This is a genomic window from Marininema halotolerans, from assembly GCF_900116235.1.
Taxonomy (GTDB): Bacteria; Bacillota; Bacilli; order Thermoactinomycetales; family DSM-45169; genus Marininema; species Marininema halotolerans.
Window position 1 is genome coordinate 153,857 of the sequence record NZ_FPAA01000001.1, and the last position, 19,398, is coordinate 173,254.

The 19,398-nt window shown below is 43.5% G+C and carries 20 protein-coding genes, 2 tRNA genes, 1 other RNA gene and 1 pseudogene; 4 read left to right on the forward strand and 20 right to left on the reverse strand.

Features of this window, described 5'->3' with window-relative positions:
- The first annotated feature begins 14 nt into the window (after window positions 1-14).
- The 3 genes from CHX35_RS00765 to CHX35_RS00775 are packed head-to-tail and all read left to right on the forward strand — an operon-like array spanning window position 15 to window position 2,931.
- On the forward strand, window positions 15-1,052 hold the full coding sequence (locus CHX35_RS00765) for an ABC transporter permease (RefSeq protein WP_091832376.1): 1,038 nt from the start codon (window positions 15-17) through the stop codon (window positions 1,050-1,052).
- On the forward strand, window positions 1,052-2,245 hold the full coding sequence (locus CHX35_RS00770; RefSeq protein ID WP_176391809.1) for an ABC transporter permease: 1,194 nt from the start codon (window positions 1,052-1,054) through the stop codon (window positions 2,243-2,245). The genes CHX35_RS00765 and CHX35_RS00770 overlap by 1 nt, the downstream gene beginning before the upstream one ends.
- The gene (locus CHX35_RS00775; RefSeq protein ID WP_217895859.1) at window positions 2,242-2,931 is read left to right on the forward strand and encodes an ABC transporter ATP-binding protein; all 690 of its coding nucleotides are present in this window, start codon (window positions 2,242-2,244) and stop codon (window positions 2,929-2,931) included. Before CHX35_RS00770 ends, CHX35_RS00775 begins: the two co-directional genes overlap by 4 nt.
- An 845-nt stretch (window positions 2,932-3,776) precedes the next feature.
- On the opposite strand, the gene CHX35_RS00780 is transcribed toward CHX35_RS00775, so the two are convergent.
- The 10 genes and pseudogenes from CHX35_RS00780 to CHX35_RS00820 form a co-directional block, all read right to left on the reverse strand.
- Entirely contained in the window at window positions 3,777-4,073 is a 297-nt protein-coding gene (locus CHX35_RS00780; protein ID WP_091832382.1) for a site-specific integrase, read from the reverse strand.
- A gap of 121 nt (window positions 4,074-4,194) precedes the next feature.
- Window positions 4,195-4,270: transfer RNA gene (locus CHX35_RS00785), tRNA-Ala, on the reverse strand.
- A gap of 268 nt (window positions 4,271-4,538) precedes the next feature.
- Window positions 4,539-4,824: pseudogene (locus CHX35_RS17175) on the reverse strand (N-acetylneuraminate synthase family protein); the annotation flags it as partial.
- Between the two features lie 84 nt (window positions 4,825-4,908).
- Window positions 4,909-5,481, reverse strand: coding sequence for a GNAT family N-acetyltransferase (locus CHX35_RS00795; RefSeq protein ID WP_140413510.1), 573 nt, complete (start codon window positions 5,479-5,481; stop codon window positions 4,909-4,911).
- A 4-nt stretch (window positions 5,482-5,485) separates the two neighbouring features.
- The gene (gene pseG, locus CHX35_RS00800) at window positions 5,486-6,568 is read right to left on the reverse strand and encodes a UDP-2,4-diacetamido-2,4,6-trideoxy-beta-L-altropyranose hydrolase (protein WP_176391810.1); all 1,083 of its coding nucleotides are present in this window, start codon (window positions 6,566-6,568) and stop codon (window positions 5,486-5,488) included.
- A 2-nt stretch (window positions 6,569-6,570) separates the two neighbouring features.
- Complete coding sequence (locus CHX35_RS00805) at window positions 6,571-6,888, reverse strand: hypothetical protein (RefSeq protein ID WP_091832395.1); 318 nt, start codon at window positions 6,886-6,888, stop codon at window positions 6,571-6,573.
- Between the two features lie 38 nt (window positions 6,889-6,926).
- Window positions 6,927-8,690 (reverse strand): N-acetylneuraminate synthase family protein, encoded by a 1,764-nt coding sequence (locus tag CHX35_RS00810; protein ID WP_091832397.1) that lies wholly within the window; start codon window positions 8,688-8,690, stop codon window positions 6,927-6,929.
- A 111-nt stretch (window positions 8,691-8,801) separates the two neighbouring features.
- Entirely contained in the window at window positions 8,802-9,728 is a 927-nt protein-coding gene (locus CHX35_RS00815) for an aldo/keto reductase (protein WP_091832400.1), read from the reverse strand.
- Window positions 9,673-9,882 (reverse strand): hypothetical protein, encoded by a 210-nt coding sequence (locus CHX35_RS17375; RefSeq protein ID WP_176391811.1) that lies wholly within the window; start codon window positions 9,880-9,882, stop codon window positions 9,673-9,675. Before CHX35_RS17375 ends, CHX35_RS00815 begins: the two co-directional genes overlap by 56 nt.
- Before the next feature lie 4 nt (window positions 9,883-9,886).
- Complete coding sequence (locus CHX35_RS00820; protein ID WP_091832402.1) at window positions 9,887-10,867, reverse strand: polysaccharide biosynthesis protein; 981 nt, start codon at window positions 10,865-10,867, stop codon at window positions 9,887-9,889.
- 697 nt (window positions 10,868-11,564) lie between these two features.
- Here CHX35_RS00820 and CHX35_RS00825 point away from each other — a divergent pair.
- The gene (locus tag CHX35_RS00825) at window positions 11,565-12,560 is read left to right on the forward strand and encodes an MFS transporter (protein WP_091832405.1); all 996 of its coding nucleotides are present in this window, start codon (window positions 11,565-11,567) and stop codon (window positions 12,558-12,560) included.
- 198 nt (window positions 12,561-12,758) lie between these two features.
- Here CHX35_RS00825 and CHX35_RS00830 read toward each other — a convergent pair whose 3' ends face one another.
- The 10 genes from CHX35_RS00830 to smpB form a co-directional block, all read right to left on the reverse strand.
- Window positions 12,759-13,652, reverse strand: a complete 894-nt coding sequence (locus CHX35_RS00830) for an Ig-like domain-containing protein (protein ID WP_140413512.1) — start codon at window positions 13,650-13,652, stop codon at window positions 12,759-12,761.
- Between the two features lie 125 nt (window positions 13,653-13,777).
- A complete protein-coding gene (gene tnpB / locus CHX35_RS00835) occupies window positions 13,778-14,908 on the reverse strand; it encodes an IS200/IS605 family element RNA-guided endonuclease TnpB (protein WP_091832410.1) in 1,131 nt (376 codons plus the stop codon).
- Between the two features lie 254 nt (window positions 14,909-15,162).
- On the reverse strand, window positions 15,163-15,726 hold the full coding sequence (locus tag CHX35_RS00840; RefSeq protein WP_091832413.1) for a GNAT family N-acetyltransferase: 564 nt from the start codon (window positions 15,724-15,726) through the stop codon (window positions 15,163-15,165).
- Window positions 15,727-15,782: 56 nt separating this feature from the next.
- The gene (locus tag CHX35_RS00845) at window positions 15,783-16,181 is read right to left on the reverse strand and encodes a DUF5391 family protein (protein WP_091832416.1); all 399 of its coding nucleotides are present in this window, start codon (window positions 16,179-16,181) and stop codon (window positions 15,783-15,785) included.
- Window positions 16,182-16,364: 183 nt separating this feature from the next.
- Window positions 16,365-16,742, reverse strand: coding sequence for a DUF4288 domain-containing protein (locus CHX35_RS00850; protein WP_091832419.1), 378 nt, complete (start codon window positions 16,740-16,742; stop codon window positions 16,365-16,367).
- A gap of 145 nt (window positions 16,743-16,887) precedes the next feature.
- Complete coding sequence (locus CHX35_RS17940; protein WP_281252037.1) at window positions 16,888-17,010, reverse strand: hypothetical protein; 123 nt, start codon at window positions 17,008-17,010, stop codon at window positions 16,888-16,890.
- Window positions 17,011-17,193: 183 nt separating this feature from the next.
- Window positions 17,194-18,102, reverse strand: coding sequence for a hypothetical protein (locus tag CHX35_RS00855; RefSeq protein ID WP_091832422.1), 909 nt, complete (start codon window positions 18,100-18,102; stop codon window positions 17,194-17,196).
- Window positions 18,103-18,330: 228 nt separating this feature from the next.
- A tRNA-Thr gene (locus CHX35_RS00860) sits at window positions 18,331-18,405 on the reverse strand.
- Between the two features lie 17 nt (window positions 18,406-18,422).
- Window positions 18,423-18,791: a transfer-messenger RNA gene (gene ssrA, locus CHX35_RS00865) on the reverse strand.
- A 102-nt stretch (window positions 18,792-18,893) separates the two neighbouring features.
- Window positions 18,894-19,358 carry an SsrA-binding protein SmpB gene (gene smpB / locus CHX35_RS00870; protein ID WP_091832425.1) on the reverse strand — a complete coding sequence of 155 codons (465 nt, stop codon included), beginning with the start codon at window positions 19,356-19,358 and terminating at the stop codon, window positions 18,894-18,896.
- Window positions 19,359-19,398 lie beyond the last annotated feature (40 nt).

Sequence of the window (19,398 nt, forward strand, 5' to 3'; positions counted from 1 at the left end):
AGGAAGGATAATTTATGGGACTCCTAAATAAATCATATTATATTATTGCTTACTATATTGTAGTGGCTACGTTCACCTGTTTAGCGTTTTCTTCTTTGATCGATTCGTACGAACAGACAGCAGTATTGCCTGATGGATTAAGCCCAGGTAGTATGCGAGTAACAGTTTCTATGTCAGAGGAAGATAAGGAATCATCAATGAAGACAGGCCGGCTGATCAAAAAACTAACTACACAAAGTAATGACCCATTTTTACTTTATAAAGATATTAGTTCATATGGGAAAGCATTTTTCTTGCAAGATCATTCTTTACCATTGAGTACTGCTAATGGGCACCAACCTAAACAGGGGCATTCTGTTGTTGTGTTGGACCATGAGATGGCACACAATATCAGAAAAAAGGATGGAGAAAAATATTTTCGTTTTAACAATAGGGATTATGAAGTGATCGACTTCTTCACACCGAAGGATGTGGGAATGGAATTGGCGCGGAAGTTTTTTATTACTCTTGATCCAACGACAAATGTAACAGGGATGTATGAGGTTGATGGGTTATCTATGGATTCTGTCGATCATGCCCTAAAGTCGTTACAGAAGGAAGAACCCTCTTTGAAGTTTGAAGTTACTCCGTTACGATTAACAGTGAGCGAACGATTGGAGCATGTGATACAGGATCAACTCGTGGTCGTTGCGTCGTTATTGGTGACCATTGTCTTCATTATGATGAGCACCATTGGTACGACAACCGCGTGGATTGATGCAAGACGGGATGAGATTTATGCGCGTTATTTAGTGGGAGCACGTTTTAGAGATGTGCGAAGATGGCTGTTAAAAGAGTATCTATTCGTGGTTTTTGGTAGTTTCGCTGTCGGGGCGATGTGTGCGTTTTTATTGTTGGCCGTCGGTGCGTTTGACAAAGTTGTCACATCCTTTGATGGACGTGGTCTGGTTACCGCGCTTGCTTTTTGCTTGCTAATTGGGACTTCGACACTGGTCGTCGCTACGTGGATCGATCAACGGAAAAAAGGGATCATTAGAAAGGGATCATCATGATGGGAAACCAATTTCTATTGGCACTAAAAGATTTATGGCGGCAAAAGGGGCAGACGTTCATTTTGTTGGTTCAAATTATGCTCGTCATTGGTTTGATACAATTTGCTGCACTTTCTTTTATTGACCTACATAAAATGAAAGAAGAAGTAAAGAAACTAACATCAGACAAAGAAATCTACGGACTGATGGATTTGACAAGTGAAAAAGATATTGACACTCTTATGAATGATGATAAAAAAGCACCCGTCATGCGCTCACTATACGAATTCATTTTTCACAACAAAAATTTTTCAGCTTTTAGAATGAGTTCGAATTCGCTATCGGTTAAAGATCCTGCTCTTCTGAAAGTAAAAGGGGTCACCCCTATCAGGGGGCAAAGCGAAATAGAGTATGTGATGACGACGGAAAAATTTTTGGATTATTTCCGTATAGACATCGCTAAAGGTAGACGATTTGTTGCGGAAGATTATGTGAATAAAAAAACAAAGTCTACTCCTGTCTTGATAGGCAGCCGACTGGCGCAGGTGTGGGATGTTGGCGACATCTTTACCGACGCATATGGTGATCAGTATAAAGTGATCGGTATTTTGAAAGAAGGAGCTACATATATCGATATTATGGCCTCTCGAGAGATTCAACAACTCGATTCAATGATGATATCCCCGGTCAATGATAGTAAACTACAATACTTTTCAGATTATGATGATATCATTCCAGGTTCATATATCGTATCAAATGATGAAGCAGTGATGAAACAAATCGTTGATTATGCGGCTAAGCTGAAAACGTATGCTTTTGCATATAAAAGTATGAGTCAGCAAGTGAAGCATGTAATTGCAGATAAGCAAGAGTGGATCCAGATTCAGTTATTCTTATTGTCTCTTGTGATGTCCTTTACCCTCATTTCATTAATTGTTTCTCTTTTGCAATTCGTCGCTAAGAATCGATATGAATTTGGGATACACTATCTTACTGGTGCGACAGATAAATATATTATCATGAGGATTACATTCCAATTACTGCCGTTATTTATTATCGGTAATTTGGTGAATTTCTTCATCGATGTAACGGTGATGTCGGTCTGTGTAACATTTCTCGCAAGCATCGTGCTGGGAATGTTGGCGGTCATCATTCCCGTAATGAAAATTAGGCGAATGGGACTAAGTTCCATATTGAGGTGGAAAATTAAATGATTATAAAATTAAAGGATGTAACAAAAAAATTCACTACGAACGATCTTTCATTCCAAGCATTAGCGGGTATAACACTTTCTGTGAACGAAGGGGAGTTTATAGCCATTACAGGGACGTCTGGTTCGGGTAAAACCACATTGTTAAATATTATTGGTTGCTTGGATGGTCAAACGAGTGGAGAGTATTTGATCATGGGCGAAAGTGTGGGCAAATTTGATGAAGCAAGAAAAGCTTCCTTGCGGAATGAAGTGTTTGGATTCGTGTTGCAAGATTTTGCATTAGTAGAGCATTATACAGTGAGACAAAATGTGACGTTACCCCTGATGTACGTGAAAGATAAGAAAAAGAAGAAGGGGCGAGAGAACGGGGCAAAGGATTTACTTGCAAAATTAGGGATTGAACACAAGGAAAAAGAAAGAACAGCACTATTGTCAGGCGGACAAAAACAGCGTGTTGCCATTGGTCGAGCGTTAATCAATGAACCAAAATTAATTTTAGCGGACGAACCAACAGGGGCATTAGATCAAAAAACGTCAAAGGATATTATGGAAGTGTTGAAAAAACTGAACGAAGAAGGGAAAACAGTCATCGTTGTAACCCATGATCCTTTTGTCGCAAACTGTTGTAAAAGAGTAATTCAGTTGGAAGATGGAAAAATTGTCTCTGATACTACAAGAACAGCTTAAGAAGAACCAATTCGAGTACCTCAAAGTGGAGTGGTTATTAATATCCACTCCACTTTATTTAATATAGTAATAAAATACATTTATCACTTCTTAAATTTAAAAATAAAACTAATAATGATATAAATAGAGAAACAATTTAAATTATTATTATAATACACAGCAGGCGTGTTGATTAACCGGAAAATAGAAGCAATAGGAGCCGTGTGAGGAGCAAAAAGGGTTTTGCCATTGACCTAGTGGAGGAGCAGATGAGGATGAGCGTTTAGGGGCAAGAATCATCCTCGTATTTCGCTTCCGAAAGGCATTTGCCCCTGCTCGCCCTCGACTAATCCGGAACGGACAGTGCTTTTTACATTCTCGAGGGTGGCAAGTCTCTTGTGCATCCACACGGTCTCCTGACACCCCAACTTCTGGATAATTAACACTCGTAACACTTGTTACCAAACATTATTTTCATTGTGCGCAATTTCCGCACACCAGTCCCACGCCATTTCGCCCCCTCGCCTGGGGGTCGTCCTCTTTCGCCATCTATTCGCCACTCCTACGCCATGACACCGCAAATCAACAACTTATATTTAAACGTTTTGATTAATAATGAATTGTTCAATCTACCTGAGCTACATTCGGCATCACGCACATCCCTTACTACTACTGCACTCACGTATACCTATAGTGGGTATACTACAGCACCTACATATATACACCAGCGCTACCCCTGCGCTACCTGCAGTATACCCTGCGTTGTATTACCGCAATTCAAGCTGTATCACTGTATAGAATCATGCATACGCAAGGTAGCACTACAGTAGGATATGTACGGTCATGTCGAATCACCCGGAAATATTTTAGGGGTGCCGTCCTTCAGCAGGGGACAGCGGGTAAAATGGGTACCCCCACCGCAGTAAAAGATACCCCATATTACTAAACGGTACTCCCCCGCCTTTATGAACAACCGCCGCCATTGCGTGCGCCACATATCGCAAACACTCGCCACCAACATCACTCACAGCAATTTCATCTCTATCCGCGCAAAAATCACGAAAAGCATAGAGGGTTAATTTGTACGCCTCAATTGTATTCCTGGACATGTTATTAAACAACTTCTCGTCTAAAAAATCTTGTACCGCAAACTTCATTAACATAAAAAACCACTCCCCGCTTAAAATGGCGAGAAGTGGCCTTGCGCATGAAAATCGGGCCTCACTGGGGCCACTACATTTTACACATGATCCAAAACACTAAAAAATCTTATATGACGCTGTTTGGTGGAGCATAGCGGGATCGAACCGCTGACCTCTACACTGCCAGTGTAGCGCTCTCCCAGCTGAGCTAATGCCCCATATTATTGTGTCAACAAGCATTATTTTATAGCAGAAGCTCACAAAAGTCAAGGTTCATTCTTAGTTTTTGTTTCCTGGCTTGCCCTTCTCATTACAGAGGAATGAACCCCACTTTCAACCACTCTCATGGTTACTGATAAACAATAAGCCTACCCTTCACCGGTCACCTGCACACCGTGTAAAAGATAAGCGATCTTCTACTTACAGCCATCCTTGGTTACTCTCCTTGTTAAATCAAATCCAATCCCAGCTTACGAGTGTCCCCTAAGGAACCCCTAATTTCTCCAAGAAATCAACCTCCTTTTCATCAAAGGGGGTGCTTGCTAAACAGCTTGAGACCTAACGCTTTACATCCCTTTAATATCGGTTCATGCCATTCCCATGGGGTTGCTGCCTTTTGTACAATTCATAGAGGGAATCCCCCTTTGATCCGATCAAGGGTCATACTATGTGGGGTAAAGGTTTGCAATTTAATCGCATCGACCCCGGTTTTCGCTGCCGCCTCTACAATTTTCAGCGCCCGCTCAAGGGATTGATTGTGGTTACCAGACATCTCCGCAATAATAGGAGGGTGATCCGGACCAATCAAGCGTGAGCCTAACTAAATCGACTGCATCTTCTTCTCACTACTTTCTAATTAAAAATCTTCTTCGTGAAACTCATCTTCTTGGAAATCGTCTTCCCAGCTATCAAGTTCATCCTCCTCCTCTTTCGCGGCTTCCCAATCTTCACGCGTAAGCGTAAAGGTGAGGAGGCTGACTTCTTTCTCTTTTTTAGTCACCGGTTGAATACACTCTTCATCCTGTATAAACCCTAATTTCTGATGCAACCCGATCGATGGTTCATTGTCTTCCATCACTTCCCCAAAAACCTCTTCTAAGCCCAATTCATCAAAAGCATATTCTAGCGCGAGGGTTGTCATTTCTGTACCGGTTCCCTTGGGCAAGCATTCATATCCTAAATAAAAATTCCAATACCCACTGCTGCCATCCTCTGATATTCGTGAGAAGGATACGACCCCAACTGGCTGCCCTTGCCATTGGAATACTCGCAAATGTTCGGGATCTTTCGTTTGAAACCAGGCAGTATGTTCCTCCCATTCAATGACATGATCCGTTAACCCTCGTTCCATCACTCGAATGGAGTTTCGCCATTGAAGGATCAGAGCCATCTCCTTCTCCTCAACGCCTCGCAAATAGTTGTCTGTCAACTTGTTACACCTCTCTCATCATCAATTCAATCATTTCATCTAATTTTTCAGTACATACTCGGGGAGCAAAGGCTTCGCAGTTCTTTACTAATTTACGGTGGATCTGGCTATCGGTTAACACCTTCTTCATCTCATTCAGCCATTGCTTTCGACTCACATCCTGATGCCATCCAAGATGATGAATCACCCCTAACTGTTGTAACCCCTTTAAAAGTTCCACTTGATTCTCTGCAATGGCAACTGTAATGGTTGGCACCGAGAGGCTACACCGTTCCCATACGGTGGATCCCCCCGCACCAATAGCAAGATCACATTGCGCCATCCGCTCCGCCATATTATCCACATGGGGATAAAAGATGGCATTCTTTAACCGTTGGCATTGGGCATTAAGAATTGAGTGATGGGGGTTAGCTCTACCGGCAACCACATCAATGACGACACCAGGAAGGGAGAGCATTCCAAAGACAGTAAGCACCTTCACCGTCTCTCCCGTTGGATCAGAGCCGCCAAAGGAGAGGAGCAAGCGTTGTGGGGGCGAGTTTTTTTGTAAGGGACGTTCCCGTTGTTCACAAAATTGGGTGGCAAGAAGCACATACTCAGGCCCAAAAAACGTTTTACATCGTTTGGGGAGCAACCCTTTATATCGTTGTATTGGATCCTTATAAAAGGCCGAATCGAGTAAGAGGTCACAATCATGCCTGCGTTGCGCCACATCATCGATGACCATGACACGCTGGGCAATTCTCCGCACAAGGCGTTCCCAACGACTATCCAAGGCATAGTGGTCCACGATCACGAGATCATAGGGCGCATTCTTCTCAGCCAGTTGAATGGTTTCATGGGCATCTTCTGTCACGAGCGAAGTCGAGGAAATTTTCCGGCGAGCTGGCAGTGAAACGATCGGATAACCCCGTTGTTTTACAACCCCATGGAGGTTTCCAACATACTCCCTCGAGGCAAAGGTGATCGCTGCTCCTTTTTGTCTCAGACGATCTGCCAAATTCAAGCATCGCATGACATGCCCTGACCCCATTCCTGTTGAGGCATCGGCACGAATCAATACTTTAAAATTTTTTACCCTTTCCATAATCAAGGACATCCTGTCGGCTTTAATTGAATCTGGGTCAGTCGATCAATCAGCTGGATTAGCTTCTTACTTGATTCCTGAACAGGGTAAGCTTGCTTCAGATAGTGAGCACCCTTCTGTATTGCCAATTGATAGTACGCATCATCTGTGAGCATGCGCTGAACCATCTCACCGATGACTACTGGATTGGATTGTGTAAATAACGAACGATATTGATAGTGTGGAAAGTAATAAAAAAGTGCCAAGGAAACTTGGCGATATCGAAGGATGCTAAATTTACCTAAAAAGTCGAAATATAATTTCCACGCATGACTGTGCAAGGATATCCCCCCTGCTTATAATCCCTTTCGAAATGATCCTATGCTGAACCATCAAGAGTGGTCTCTTTTTTTATTTGACGAACCAACTTCTCATCCACCTGATATTTCACTTGTACATTGGCATTGATGGCTAATACATGGGGATGGGCCAGTAGATAGGGACGAATACGCGCAAAGGGTAAGGGTTCATAGCCCACTTGTAATCCACGATACAACTCTTCAAACATGGAAAGATCTAGCGGTTCATCAAGGGTTAAGCGCCAGTTTGGATATTGGAATACGGGGGGGAGTTCAACGACATGGGACGTGAATAAGTGAGGGTTATTGCGAAAGTAGGCGGATAGGTATTCGGTATGCGTGAGGGGTTTTGGGTGCTGAAGCAACCGCTCAAATGCCTCCACGGTGATGACATCCCCACAGGTACCTAGGGCATGGTTTTCAGTGGCCGTGGTAAAATCACATCCCTGCTCCAGGTGATGCTGTATTAAATACTCCAATATCTCAGGAGAAATCGCTGGACAGTCTCCGGTTACCCGCAAGATGATATCCGCATGCTTTAATTTAGCTACATCCATCATCCGTTGGACCACATTTTCTGCATCCCCACAAAATACCTCGACTTCCCCATTCATCGTCATGTTAGTTAATTCTTTATCCTGAGGTAAATCGGAAGTCGCTAAAACTACGTGATCGACTCCCGGAACGGACAGACAATTAAGCAAGCATCGTTCAATGGCGGTGACACCGTGAATGAATCGAAGGGCCTTTTTCGTTAACCGTGTCGATTTTAGGCGAGTGATCACCGCAATAACAATGACCGGTTTTTTTATGCTGTTTGTAGAGAATACTTGATCAACCGCCACCGCCTGTTGGGAGATGACCGGAAGCAATGACTCGAGTTCTTGTGGCATTATCCCATTGTTATCTGGACATCTTTTATAGGAGACTTTCCTTTGAGTGATGATTTCCCCTTTGACAATTGGTTGTGTAGCAACCACACGTACCGCATCCTTCAAATAACTTCGCTGGGCATCCGTAACCTCGCCATCCCCCATGATCACCGCCGCTGTCTTTAAACGATGGACCATCGTGGCAAACTCCGCCGGTTCAAGGGAGGAATCATAGTTGTATCCTTTTTGACTCCGTTGTAATGTAATATGTTTTTCTATCACACCTGCCCCAGAAAAATAAGCATAGATGGGAAGTTCAATCGCAAGGGGATGAGACCCATCCGTATGATCCGCATAACCGACAGGGTATCCATACCGTGCTTGCAACAGCGGAATCCGTGCCAGCCCCGCATCTTCCAGATGCGTAGGATAACCTTGAAATCCATGTAACAGTGTGAGGTGATTCCCTACTCTTTTTTTCAAGAGCGGAAGCAGTCTATCGATCTCATCATCAAGCCAACCCCCTACCCCAAGGAGGACGGGTTTTTTCCAGAAGGATAGCGACTCGATCATCACCCTTGACTGCAACACCGTAGCAGGAAGCTTGATCCCATCAATCCAGGTTTCATAACTTCGCAACATATGGACGCCCCAATCATCTAGCACGTCCACCCAAATCGAGAGTCCTAGACTTTTCGCAAGCCTTAATACCTCCTTCCATTGCCCTTCATGGATAAACAATCCTTTATACGCCTCATACCACGGATAATCAGAAGTTGCCAGATGATCGTATTTAAACCATTGAAACTTGACAGCATCAGCTTTACTGGTCGAAGCTGCTTGAATTAATTGTTTTAACGTTTGAGGACATCCTTGATGGGCATTGGTTATTTCAGCAATCACTCGAGCCATTATGATTCTTCACCTTCCCTAGGATTTCTACCAAGAAGTCCAACCACCATCTAAACAAATATTTTGCCCTGTCACGTACGCGGAAGCAGAGAAAGAGTAAAAAATCACCCATCAAGTCTCTTTAGGGATGCGATTCGTTACAAAGGTACCCATCTGAAGGTTCCTAAATAGGCAACGAATCCTTGTCATCACGTCAGGAGATAGTTTAGGAGAATGGGCGAAGGTCATCATCTGCTGTAATTGAGCAGGCGATTCACATCTGATGATGATTCGATGAATCCCTTCAAGATCCCGTACAAAGGAAATTGCCACGTCGCAAGGGGTGCGATTTAATTCCTTACATAACCGACGAAACTTTGCCAGCGGTTCCCGCGCAATTGCTAAATGGGAGGGAACCTCCTCTGGCGCCATCAGCACTAACCCCTGTAGAAAGATGCTCCGAGCATAGACATCCATCTCTGCCGCTAACTTTTTCAGCAAATCTCCCTGCAAAAAGCGATGATCCATGATATTGATAGGGATCTGAATCGCATCCAAACAACCCCACCCCAGTGCAAACTCTGCTTCCCGGCGGGTATAAACCGATACGCCAATCCTTTTAACTAACCCCTCTTGTTTAACCTGTTGCAATGCAGTAATTACACGTCCACCAAAGGAGCGAAGGTCTGAGGGATCATGGAGAAGATAGACATCGATTGCAGTCCGATGTAATCTTGCCAGGGAGGCGGTTACCGAGTCCCTGACAACTTGAAGAAGGATTGATTTATCGATGTGTCGAGCTTGTAAGGAAGGTAATTTGGATACGATTTGCGGTAAGGATTCTCCAGATGCTACTAACTCCTGATTAAACCGTCCGATCAACTCCTCGCTATCGACGTGTCCTGATGCTGTATCCAAACAATCCAACCCCAACGTACCTGCCTGACGAAGAATCTCCAGCGCGATTGTCTCCGAAGGCTTTCCAACCTGATTTAAAATACCATCATTCATCCCCAACTGAGCAGTTCCAAGTCCCCAGGACGTCCGTCTCTTCCCCATCCATGCACTTCCTTACCTCGCAAAATAACTCAACTTCTTCAATCCTCTGTTTTCCATAAGGAAGGTAATGCTCGCGGACGGGTCTTCCGCCATAGATCGCCAACGGTGAGGACGTCTCCATCGCTTTCACCTCGATTCCTCTACGTTGGGTCAATCAATTACAAGAGCCCCCCCGCATCCAACATCGCTTTTATTTCCCCTTGTGTCATCAAAGACGAATCGGAATAATAGCTAGGAAGATTTGCCTTTTGTAAGGAACCATATGCCTTGACTTGGTTTGTGTTTGGTTCATAAGGAAGCAATACATAATATCGATCATCATACTGGTAGGTACGCTCAGCTTCATAGGCAGAAATTAAAATTTCGTGCAATTTTTCACCAGGTCGAATCCCAATCTCGCAAATCGAAATGTCAGGACGCCCCATATGCTCACGAATCACCATCGCCATATCCAAGATTCGGCAAGTCTTCATCCGCATGACAAAGGTTTCTCCACCAATGGAGATCGTTGCTGCTTTAATTAATAGCCCGATCGCATCGGCAATCGACAAAAAGAAACGCGTCATTTTCTTGGAGGTAATCCGTATTTCACCATTTTCAATCTGTTTTTTAAATAAGGGAACCACACTGCCATTCGTCCCCAGCACATTTCCCCCACGGATATTGACAAAGCGTGTACTGTTCGTATCATTCGCACGGATCACCATCTTCTCTCCCAGCGCCTTCGTCATTCCATAGAAGTTAACAGGATCGACTGCCTTATCCGTTGAGACATTTACCACTTTTTTTACCCCTTGGCGAGCACTCGCCAAGATCAAATTGTATGTGCCATAGACATTGGTTTTTAAGGCTTCCTCCTGTTGAATTTCACAGATAGGGACATGCTTTAAGGCTGCCATGTGAAAGACATAATCAACTCCTCGACACGCCTCTTCTAGGGAATGATAATCACGCACATCCCCAATAACAAATTTGATCGGTGCTGATTGACCAAAATTCCAAAGTAGATTCACCTGAGACAATTCATTCCTAGCATAAATTCGAATCTCTTTCGGATGATATTTTAATAACTGAAGGGTCAACTCTTTTCCCCAGGAACCCGTACCCCCTGTGATTAGAATGGTCTGATTTTGAAACATATCCATTCTTCCTCCTTAGCTCTCACCAAGCCTTATCAACCACTGTGTTTTAGAAGTAACAGTATATTAAGGAAAGAGGAATATGGCATAGTCAGCTTCCTACTTATACAAAAATAGTGCACCAACACATATCCAAAAAGAAGGATACATGATGATACACCAACGGTATCTTTTTCATATATAGCTAGAAACCATTATCGATTTTTATGACCATGGTGATATTGTCAATATCCTCTTTGAAAACTTTATCTCTATCCAAAGGTTATAATTTAAAGGAGTGCAAGCGATGAAATTTTATCAACTAACCCAATCACAACAATCATCATAATCATGAACCCATCCAGCTACCCAGCTGGTTTTTTTGTATACAGGTATTCCTTGAAAAAGGGGTTGTACGAAATATATCGAATATATTATATTAAAAATATCGTACATATATTTGCCTGTAAAGGAGCGATTGGCTTGACGTTCATTTTTCCTCTCCAATTTTATCGATTATGGATCAGTGGGACCTTCGCCTCTCTGGGCGGGGCATTCAGTACCCTTACGAATGGTTGGGTTCTGTATCAATTGACCCATTCTACAAATGCAATGGGTACTTTATGGATGATCTATTTCCTCCCCTCTCTCCTCATTCAATTACTTGCTGGACCTTTTCTAAGCCGGTGGAGTGGCAAGTGGATCCTGGTGCTTTCCCATGTCACTCTGTGTACGACCGCCCTTTCCCCTATCGTGCTTTATCCTCTCCATCAACTGCTTCCTTGGCACCTCTATCTTCTCTCAGCCATCTCAGGGATTGTACAAGCCCTCTATGTCCCAACTACCTGCCATTGTGGACAATCATCAACTGCCCCAGGCGAATGCACGTCTGGATGGATCTCTTCGTCTGGCAACAATGACAGGGCCTACCCTCGCTGGCTGGATCCTCAATCAATGGGGGCCCCTTTTTAACTGGTCATGTGTCTGTGTAATCTTTCTTTGTAGCGTGATTTCCCTTGCTAAATTAACCGTTCCCAAGCACACCTCCCCATGGAAACAATCCTTTTCTTGGGCCCATCAGTTTCGTACGGGATTGATCGAATTTTATCAGCAAAAGGTTGTCTGGTGGCTTTCTATGTTTCTGGCTGTGGTTCAATTTGGTGTTGGTGTATTAATGGCCCTCTCCTTACCCTATGTCACTCACGAATTACAGGGGACCTCCACCACCTATGGATGGTTTATCGCTTGCTTTCCCCTTGGCTATTTTATCGGTACACATCTACTCTCCCATTTTTCAGCGGCGTCTCTTAGAGTTAAAATGCTAGGTGCCAACGTCATCGGTGGTCTTACCTTTATCGGGCTTGCGATCTCCCAACATATCCAAGTGGCTCTCGTCTTCGAACTCATTGCCGGGATCAGCGCTCCTTTTTTTCATGTTCACGCCATCACCCTCTTTCAGCGAGTGGTTCCCCAGAAAAAGCTGGCCCAACTTCTTTCACTGCGGCTTCTTCTCATCCGGTGCACCATGCCCCTTGGGACACTCCTCGGTGGATTCCTTGGTGAATACTGGGGAATTCGTCCAACCCTAAGTTTGGTAGGAATCTTGATCATGGTCGTTTCCCTATCCGGGATACTTCTCCCGTATTTTCGCTTTCTTCATGTACTTGGAGAATCTTCTACCCACCCCCTTCCAAGAAAGCCGCTTTCCAAGTAGAATTGCAAAACACAGGTTAACTCTTGATAAGGTCAAACACATTCCTCAGCCCAGAAACGCAAGCAACCCAGTAGGAATAAAAAAGCGACAACACACCCTTTTCGAACGCAAAGTCGTTCTAATGCAGGTGGTTTGTCGTTTTATATTTTCCTATCGGGTTTTCACAATCGAGTGTACCCATCATCGATACACCCACCATTATCTCATTCGTATTGCATTCACCTCGGGGATCTTACGATCACAATACAAACCACAGTCGACTCCGACTTTACCGTAAATGGTGATTAAATCACCCTTAGCTTTATCAATAATTTGACCAAAAAACCGTACGATAATCGGATTGATCCACTTTCCTTGTTGGTCCTTAGTAACCGCCAGAATCATTACGGTAGTACCCACTTCTGCCTCGTGAATTTCTTGGATTTGACCCTGATACTTCACTGCCCTACGCGTGTAAATATTTGTATAATCATTAGCATCCTTTAATAACACTTTATAATCAATCGTCTGATTTACTTTATCTAATCTCGCTAGCTCTTTTGTTGACTCTGCCTGCTCTTTTGCCGAACTCAACTTGCGAGTAATGACCACGGTCTTACTATTGGTTACTTTCCCATCCATATAAGCAGAAATCATGAATTGATATTGCGCTGAACCATACGCCATTCGCTTTGTTTTGAACGTATAAGAAAAGGTTCCATCCGATTCCACCTTTGCCTCTCCATATAATGCAGTACCGGTAACTCGCACCTCTGTACCTGGATCTACTTTACCCGTGAGTACAAATTGATCATGAGTCGTTTCAAATTGACTATTGGTAATTTCTAATTTGACCTTTTTAGGTTTTTCTACTTTAGCGGGATTCGCTCCCATCATTGCAGTTACTTTCTCTATTCCGTTTAACGTAATGATTCCATATGTCCCTAGACAGAGAAACAGAGCAACGATGGTTAACAAACTCGCACGCATACGGTTATGAATCTTTAATGTTTTCCCCCACTTCATAGGCTTGATCCACAATACCCCACCACATATCGTCATAATTAAAAAGAAGGACACCACTAATAGTAATATTATCCAGTTTTCATCCATCAAAATGGGTTCCTCCACTTGTATTATCTTTTTTACATATTGTAACATTAAAACTTGACACTCCCACGGCTGAAGCCAGTGGGATTCTTGGAAGCTCCCATCTCCTGACAGGATCCACCCCAAGCTTAGACGGTCTGCCCAACCGCAAGTATACGAAGTCCTTCTTGCAAGATGTTCTTGGATGCATTGATGTCTCGGTCTTGGTGAGAATTACACGTGGGGCATGTCCATGCTCGTAAGTTGAGGTTCTTTACTTCCTTGTTACGGTAGCCACAGGAAGAACACAACTGGCTGGAAGGGAACTGTTTCCCTACTTTCACCACGTTTCTTCCGTGCCATGCTGCCTTGTAGGTGAGCATGGCAACAAACTCTGACCAGGATGCATCGGTGATGGATTTGGCTAGTTTGTGATTCTTCACCATGTTCTTGACACCAAGGTCTTCGATGCAGATCGTTTGGTTTTCACGAATCAGCTTCGAGGACAGTTTATGGAGAAAGTCGAGACGCGCGTTCACGATCTTTTCATGAATGCGGGCAACCTTGATCCTTGCTTGGTGCCAGTTAGCACCGCCCTTGGTGCGACGGCTCATGATCCTTTGCGCGTGGGCTAGCTTCTTTTCATACTGACGGAAATAGCGGGACGGTTTGACTTTGGTTCCATCGGTCAGAATGGCAAAGTCTTTCAGCCCCAAGTCAATGCCGATGGCCTTCTCTTTGGCTACGGGAACATAGGGACTTTGGTTCACCTCACACAAGATCGATACAAAGTACTTCCCCGTCGGATTACGCCGGATGGTAGCCGAGAGAATCCGTCCTTCTACTACACGGGATTTGGCGAACCTCACCCATCCGAGTTTCGGGAGCTTCATCCGATTGGCTACCACCTCGACAGTGGGTATCCCTTTTTTCGGATGGTTGCACTGACTGGTGTAGGACTGGACACGGTTGCGTTTGCTTTTAAAGCGTGGACGATCATTTTGCTTGTTAAAGAAACGAGCGAAGGAATCCGCGAGGTGTTTCAAGGTATTCTGAAGCAAAGTCGAATCCACTTCCCGTAGCCAGTCGATCTCTTTTTTCAAAGCAGTCAGTTGGGTAGAACAGGTTCCATAGGTGAGACCTTTGCCCGTTTGATCGTAGCTTTCGTTCCATCTCGCTAGAAAATGATTAAACGTGAAGCGACTACATCCAATGGATTTATTAATGAGAATGTTTTGTTCCTTGGTTGGATACAATCGAAATTTATACGCTTTGTGCACGATTTCACCTCCCCGATACTTAATTATATACGGGGATGGTCAGACTTTCGAGAGGGGAAAAAACGCCCCTCCCTCGTCTGATGACCGAAGGAAATGCCTGTGGTACGCTTGCTTTCATTCCAACCCTGAAGGGCTGGGTTTTCCCACTCGCAATCTATAAGTAATTGCGAGGGTAGATACCCTCCAACATATTTATCGCATTAACCAGCAAGAGACCCTTTCTCCTTACTGAGAAAGGGTCTCTACTATCCAATTCAAAGAACCACGTCAGCGTAAATGGCCGTATCTCGCAGTTCTCCATTCGTTGCGCGTTCATGTTGCCGCAAAATCCCCTCCAAAGTAAACCCAGCTCTCTCGGCCACTCTTCTGCTTGCCCCATTCTCCCGGTCACAATGGATCGCCAACCGCTTCATCCCCAGTTGTTTCACACCAAAGTCACGTAGTCCTCGTACTGCCTCACTGATCAACCCCTGCCCCATATATCGCTTCCGACACCAATATCCAATTTCAGCACAGGGAACTTTCCAATCTAATCGATGTAAGCCACTACTCCCTACAAATGCTCCATTTTCCTTGATAAATAAATGAAAGCGCAAATCCCTTCGTTCAAGAAAATGAATATGCGCCTTTCTTACGTTGATCTCCACTTGTTCACAGTCTGGTTCTTCCAGTGCCCACGCCATCCAAGGAAGAAGCTCCTCCCTTGTCTCCTTCATTGCTTCATAGACAAGAATGCCATCCCCTGGAAGTGGGCAACGCAACAGTAATCGTTCCGTTTCTAAGGTATCCGGAAATTCTTTTAGTATTAATTTAGTCATTAAAATAACCCCTATAAAATTTATTTAAATGAGCACCCATCTATCGATCATGAAAATTACACCCTCTGTTGGATACTTGGTCGTGTCCGAAAAGCCATGAAGAACCAAACCATATTTGTAATCGCCAGTGCCCCACTAAGTAGCAAAACACTGTGTAGTTGTGAAAGCTCCACCATGGATAATTGGATTAGGATCATTATGGCGAAGCCAATCATCAAGGAAATTAATAAACCGATTCCGCAAAAAACTGCCATAATAAAGCGCATTCCGTCTATCCCCATTAAATAAATTACCAAAGAAACCAGATACAACGCTAATACCCCACCCAAAGTAATCCATAATCCAGCACTGTCAAATTTGTTCGCATGCGGCCCCGAGTCACTCAATGGTGACAACGACGCAGCGATTAACATTCCGCAAAAGAAACCCGCTGATACGAGCGTCATAATCATCACTCGATTTTTCCTCCTGTTTCATCAATCCCATCACTCCTCTCTATAAATATAAAAAATAAACCATAAAGTATAACTATGTTGTTAATATATTATATTTTATCTTATTAGTAAATTTTATTGTAAAAAACGCCCTGATGACAGAGAAAGCGTGGCCAATCTACACTCTCTTTAAGAACAACATCTTCAATCCATTGGGAAATACCTTCGTACAATATCCCCAGACGTATCCTGATTCGTTGCATGAATAAATCGTGAATATACTTCAACGCCATGACCTAACTCTTGATCGAAAATTTCGAAGGCATGTAAAGTCGTTACGAATCGAACTCTGACTTTTTCGCCAAAACCGTTTAAATACTCAAATTCATCATCTCTAGCATATTTACCCGCAATTTCATAAGCCTCATGTTCATCACTTGCTTTTACTAGAATAATCTTTTCTTCAAAGAGTCTCAGATCCGCTTTGTTTTTATCAATATTATTATGGCGTACACTTTCGATTTGTATTGACTCAAATAAGCAGCTTACTGAATACCAACTGATCAAAATATGATCTTTCATTTAATAAACTCCTTTAGTCGTAACGATTTAAAATGCATTATCCAAATACCATGATGAGCATGAAGTTCTTCACTTACATGACTTTAGACCCATGATCATTTATTACCTTCTTCTAGGGAAAAAAGAGAGAACTAAAGCATAAGAGCTAGGCAGCAACGTCAAGATACTTGCCAACTTCATCAGTTTTTCCTGGTAAAATAAACAGTACTCCGAGAAAATGGTTGTAAGTAATAGCATAGATAGAGCGAAACGCATCCTCATTATCCACCCTCCTTTCTTCTACAAAAGTATTTCGCTGATGGCATTCATCATTGCACGTTCCTATCCATATCGTAAATTATAGAATATATGATTGAAAGAGGAATATCATCTTGATATTTTTTGTAATTACTTAGGTGTAGCAAATAACATATAAATCAACAAAAAAAAGCACCCCTTACAGGTGCTTTTTTTACTTCATTCGTATCGCATCCACTGCTGGAATATCACGATCCCATAGTGATTCGTTAGAGTATTCGGTTCCTACTTTGCCATACACCGTGATCATATCGCCCTTTGCTTTATCAACCACTCTTCCTTCAAGTCGGACAATTACAGGATCCTTCCACTTTCCTTGTTGATCCTTTGTAACGTTCAGCAGCATCACTGTCGATCCGAACTCTTCTTCGCGAATTTCACTGATCTGACCCGTGTACTTCACGGATGCGCGTCTGTATTGATAGATGTTTTTGTTGGCGTCTTTTTTTAGTGCCTGATAATTAATGGTTTTGCTCACATTGTCTAAATGCGCTAGCGCTTTCGTCGATTCGTCTTGTTCCTTCCCTCCACTTAACTCCCTAGTAATGACAACTATCTTATTGTTCGCTTCTTTCCCTTTCTTGTTAGCTGAAATCTTAAACTTGTATTGCGCGGTGCCGTCTGCGACACGTTTGGTTTTTATCTCATACGAAAAGGTGCCATCCGATTTCACCTTGGGTTGCCCAAATACACCAAAGCCATTGATTTCAACTTCTGTACCTGAGTCTACTTTCCCCTTCAATGTGAAGTGATCGTGAGTCGTTGCAAATTGGTCATTGGTAATTTCACATTTCACCTGAGGCGATTTTTCCACTTGGGGAGTTTTATGTGCTCCCATCATAGCATCCACATAATCCACCCCATTAAGCGAAGCAATCCAATAAATACTAAGGCCAAGAAACAGTGCAACTATGGTGAAAGTAGCTGCACGTATGCGGCTATAAAGCTTCACCCTTTTACCCCACGGCATCGGTTTAATCCATAGGACTGCTCCGAATATTGCTACAACCAAGAAAAATGGTACCCCTAACAAAAGTAAGAACCGTATCACATCATCAGACACAACAATTCCTCCACCTAGTCATTTTTTAATTTACATATTATAGAAATAGAACAAAAGTTATCATAAGTATCGTTTATTTTAATGAATAGAAGTCGATTTGTCCATCATTCGGAGAAAATCTCTCCTAATGGCCTTCCATTATACCAAGAGTATTGTGAATTTTTCACACATAAAAAACCACTGCTCGTACTGTACGAGCAGTGGTTTAGCAAGAACCTTATCATCATGTGGTGCTGGTGAAGGGAATTGAACCCCCGACCCCTTCATTACGAGTGAAGTGCTCTACCCCTGAGCTACACCAGCGTGTTACAGTAAGTAATTGGTGGAGGCGAGCGGAGTTGAACCGCTGTCCGAAGATATCGCCACGTAGGTCTCTCCGAGCGCAGTCACCGTATTAAATGATTCGCTCGCTGGGCTGCCCGGTGACAGGCGTTCCATCAAGCTAGTCGCCTTGATTTCGCATTCCGGTCGACGACACTCCGGTCTGCTAGCCTGCTAAAGTTATGAGACCCGACTACACCACACAGGCGATGGGGAAGCGGATCCTAGCTAGCTTAAATTAAGCAGCTAGAGCGTAAGATTCTTGTTTGCCAGTTATTATTGGCGTTCCGCGTTTTTAACGAAGGACGCAGCCCCTCGGCTCGCTACCAAACGCTCGAACTATCCCCGTCGAATCCAAAAACGCCCCCATAGTTAAGGTGCAAATTTACACCGACAAAATTCATTATACCATGGTTCATTTTCCCTGTAAAGTAGGGAAAAACAGCCTCTTATGAGTCTTGGGCCAAGGATTAACGAGAGCGTTCTTTTAATTGACGTTGAATCTCCCGTTGAGCATCTCGCTTCGCAATCGTTTGCCGTTTATCATGCAGTTTCTTCCCTTTGGCAAGGGCTAACTGAACTTTGGCATATCCATTCCGCATATGAAGATCCAACGGGACAAGGGTAAAGCCTTTTTGCTTAATCTGCCCAATCAGCTTTGCAATCTCTGTTTTGTGCAACAATAATTTTCGTGTACGAGTCGGATCATGATTGAAGCGGTTGCCTTGTTCAAAGGGGCTGATGTGAAGGTTAAGAAGATAAACCTCCCCTTTATCCACAAGAGCATAACTGTCTTTAATATTGACACGGCCCTGACGGATGGACTTAATCTCCGTCCCAGTGAGCACGATGCCCGCTTCAAAGGAATCTTCAATATGATAATCGTGGAGCGCCTTTTTATTTCTGGCTACCACTTTCGCTCCGCCCTTCGGCATCGCGCTCACCTCCATCCGCATTTCTATGGCAAATTTACTG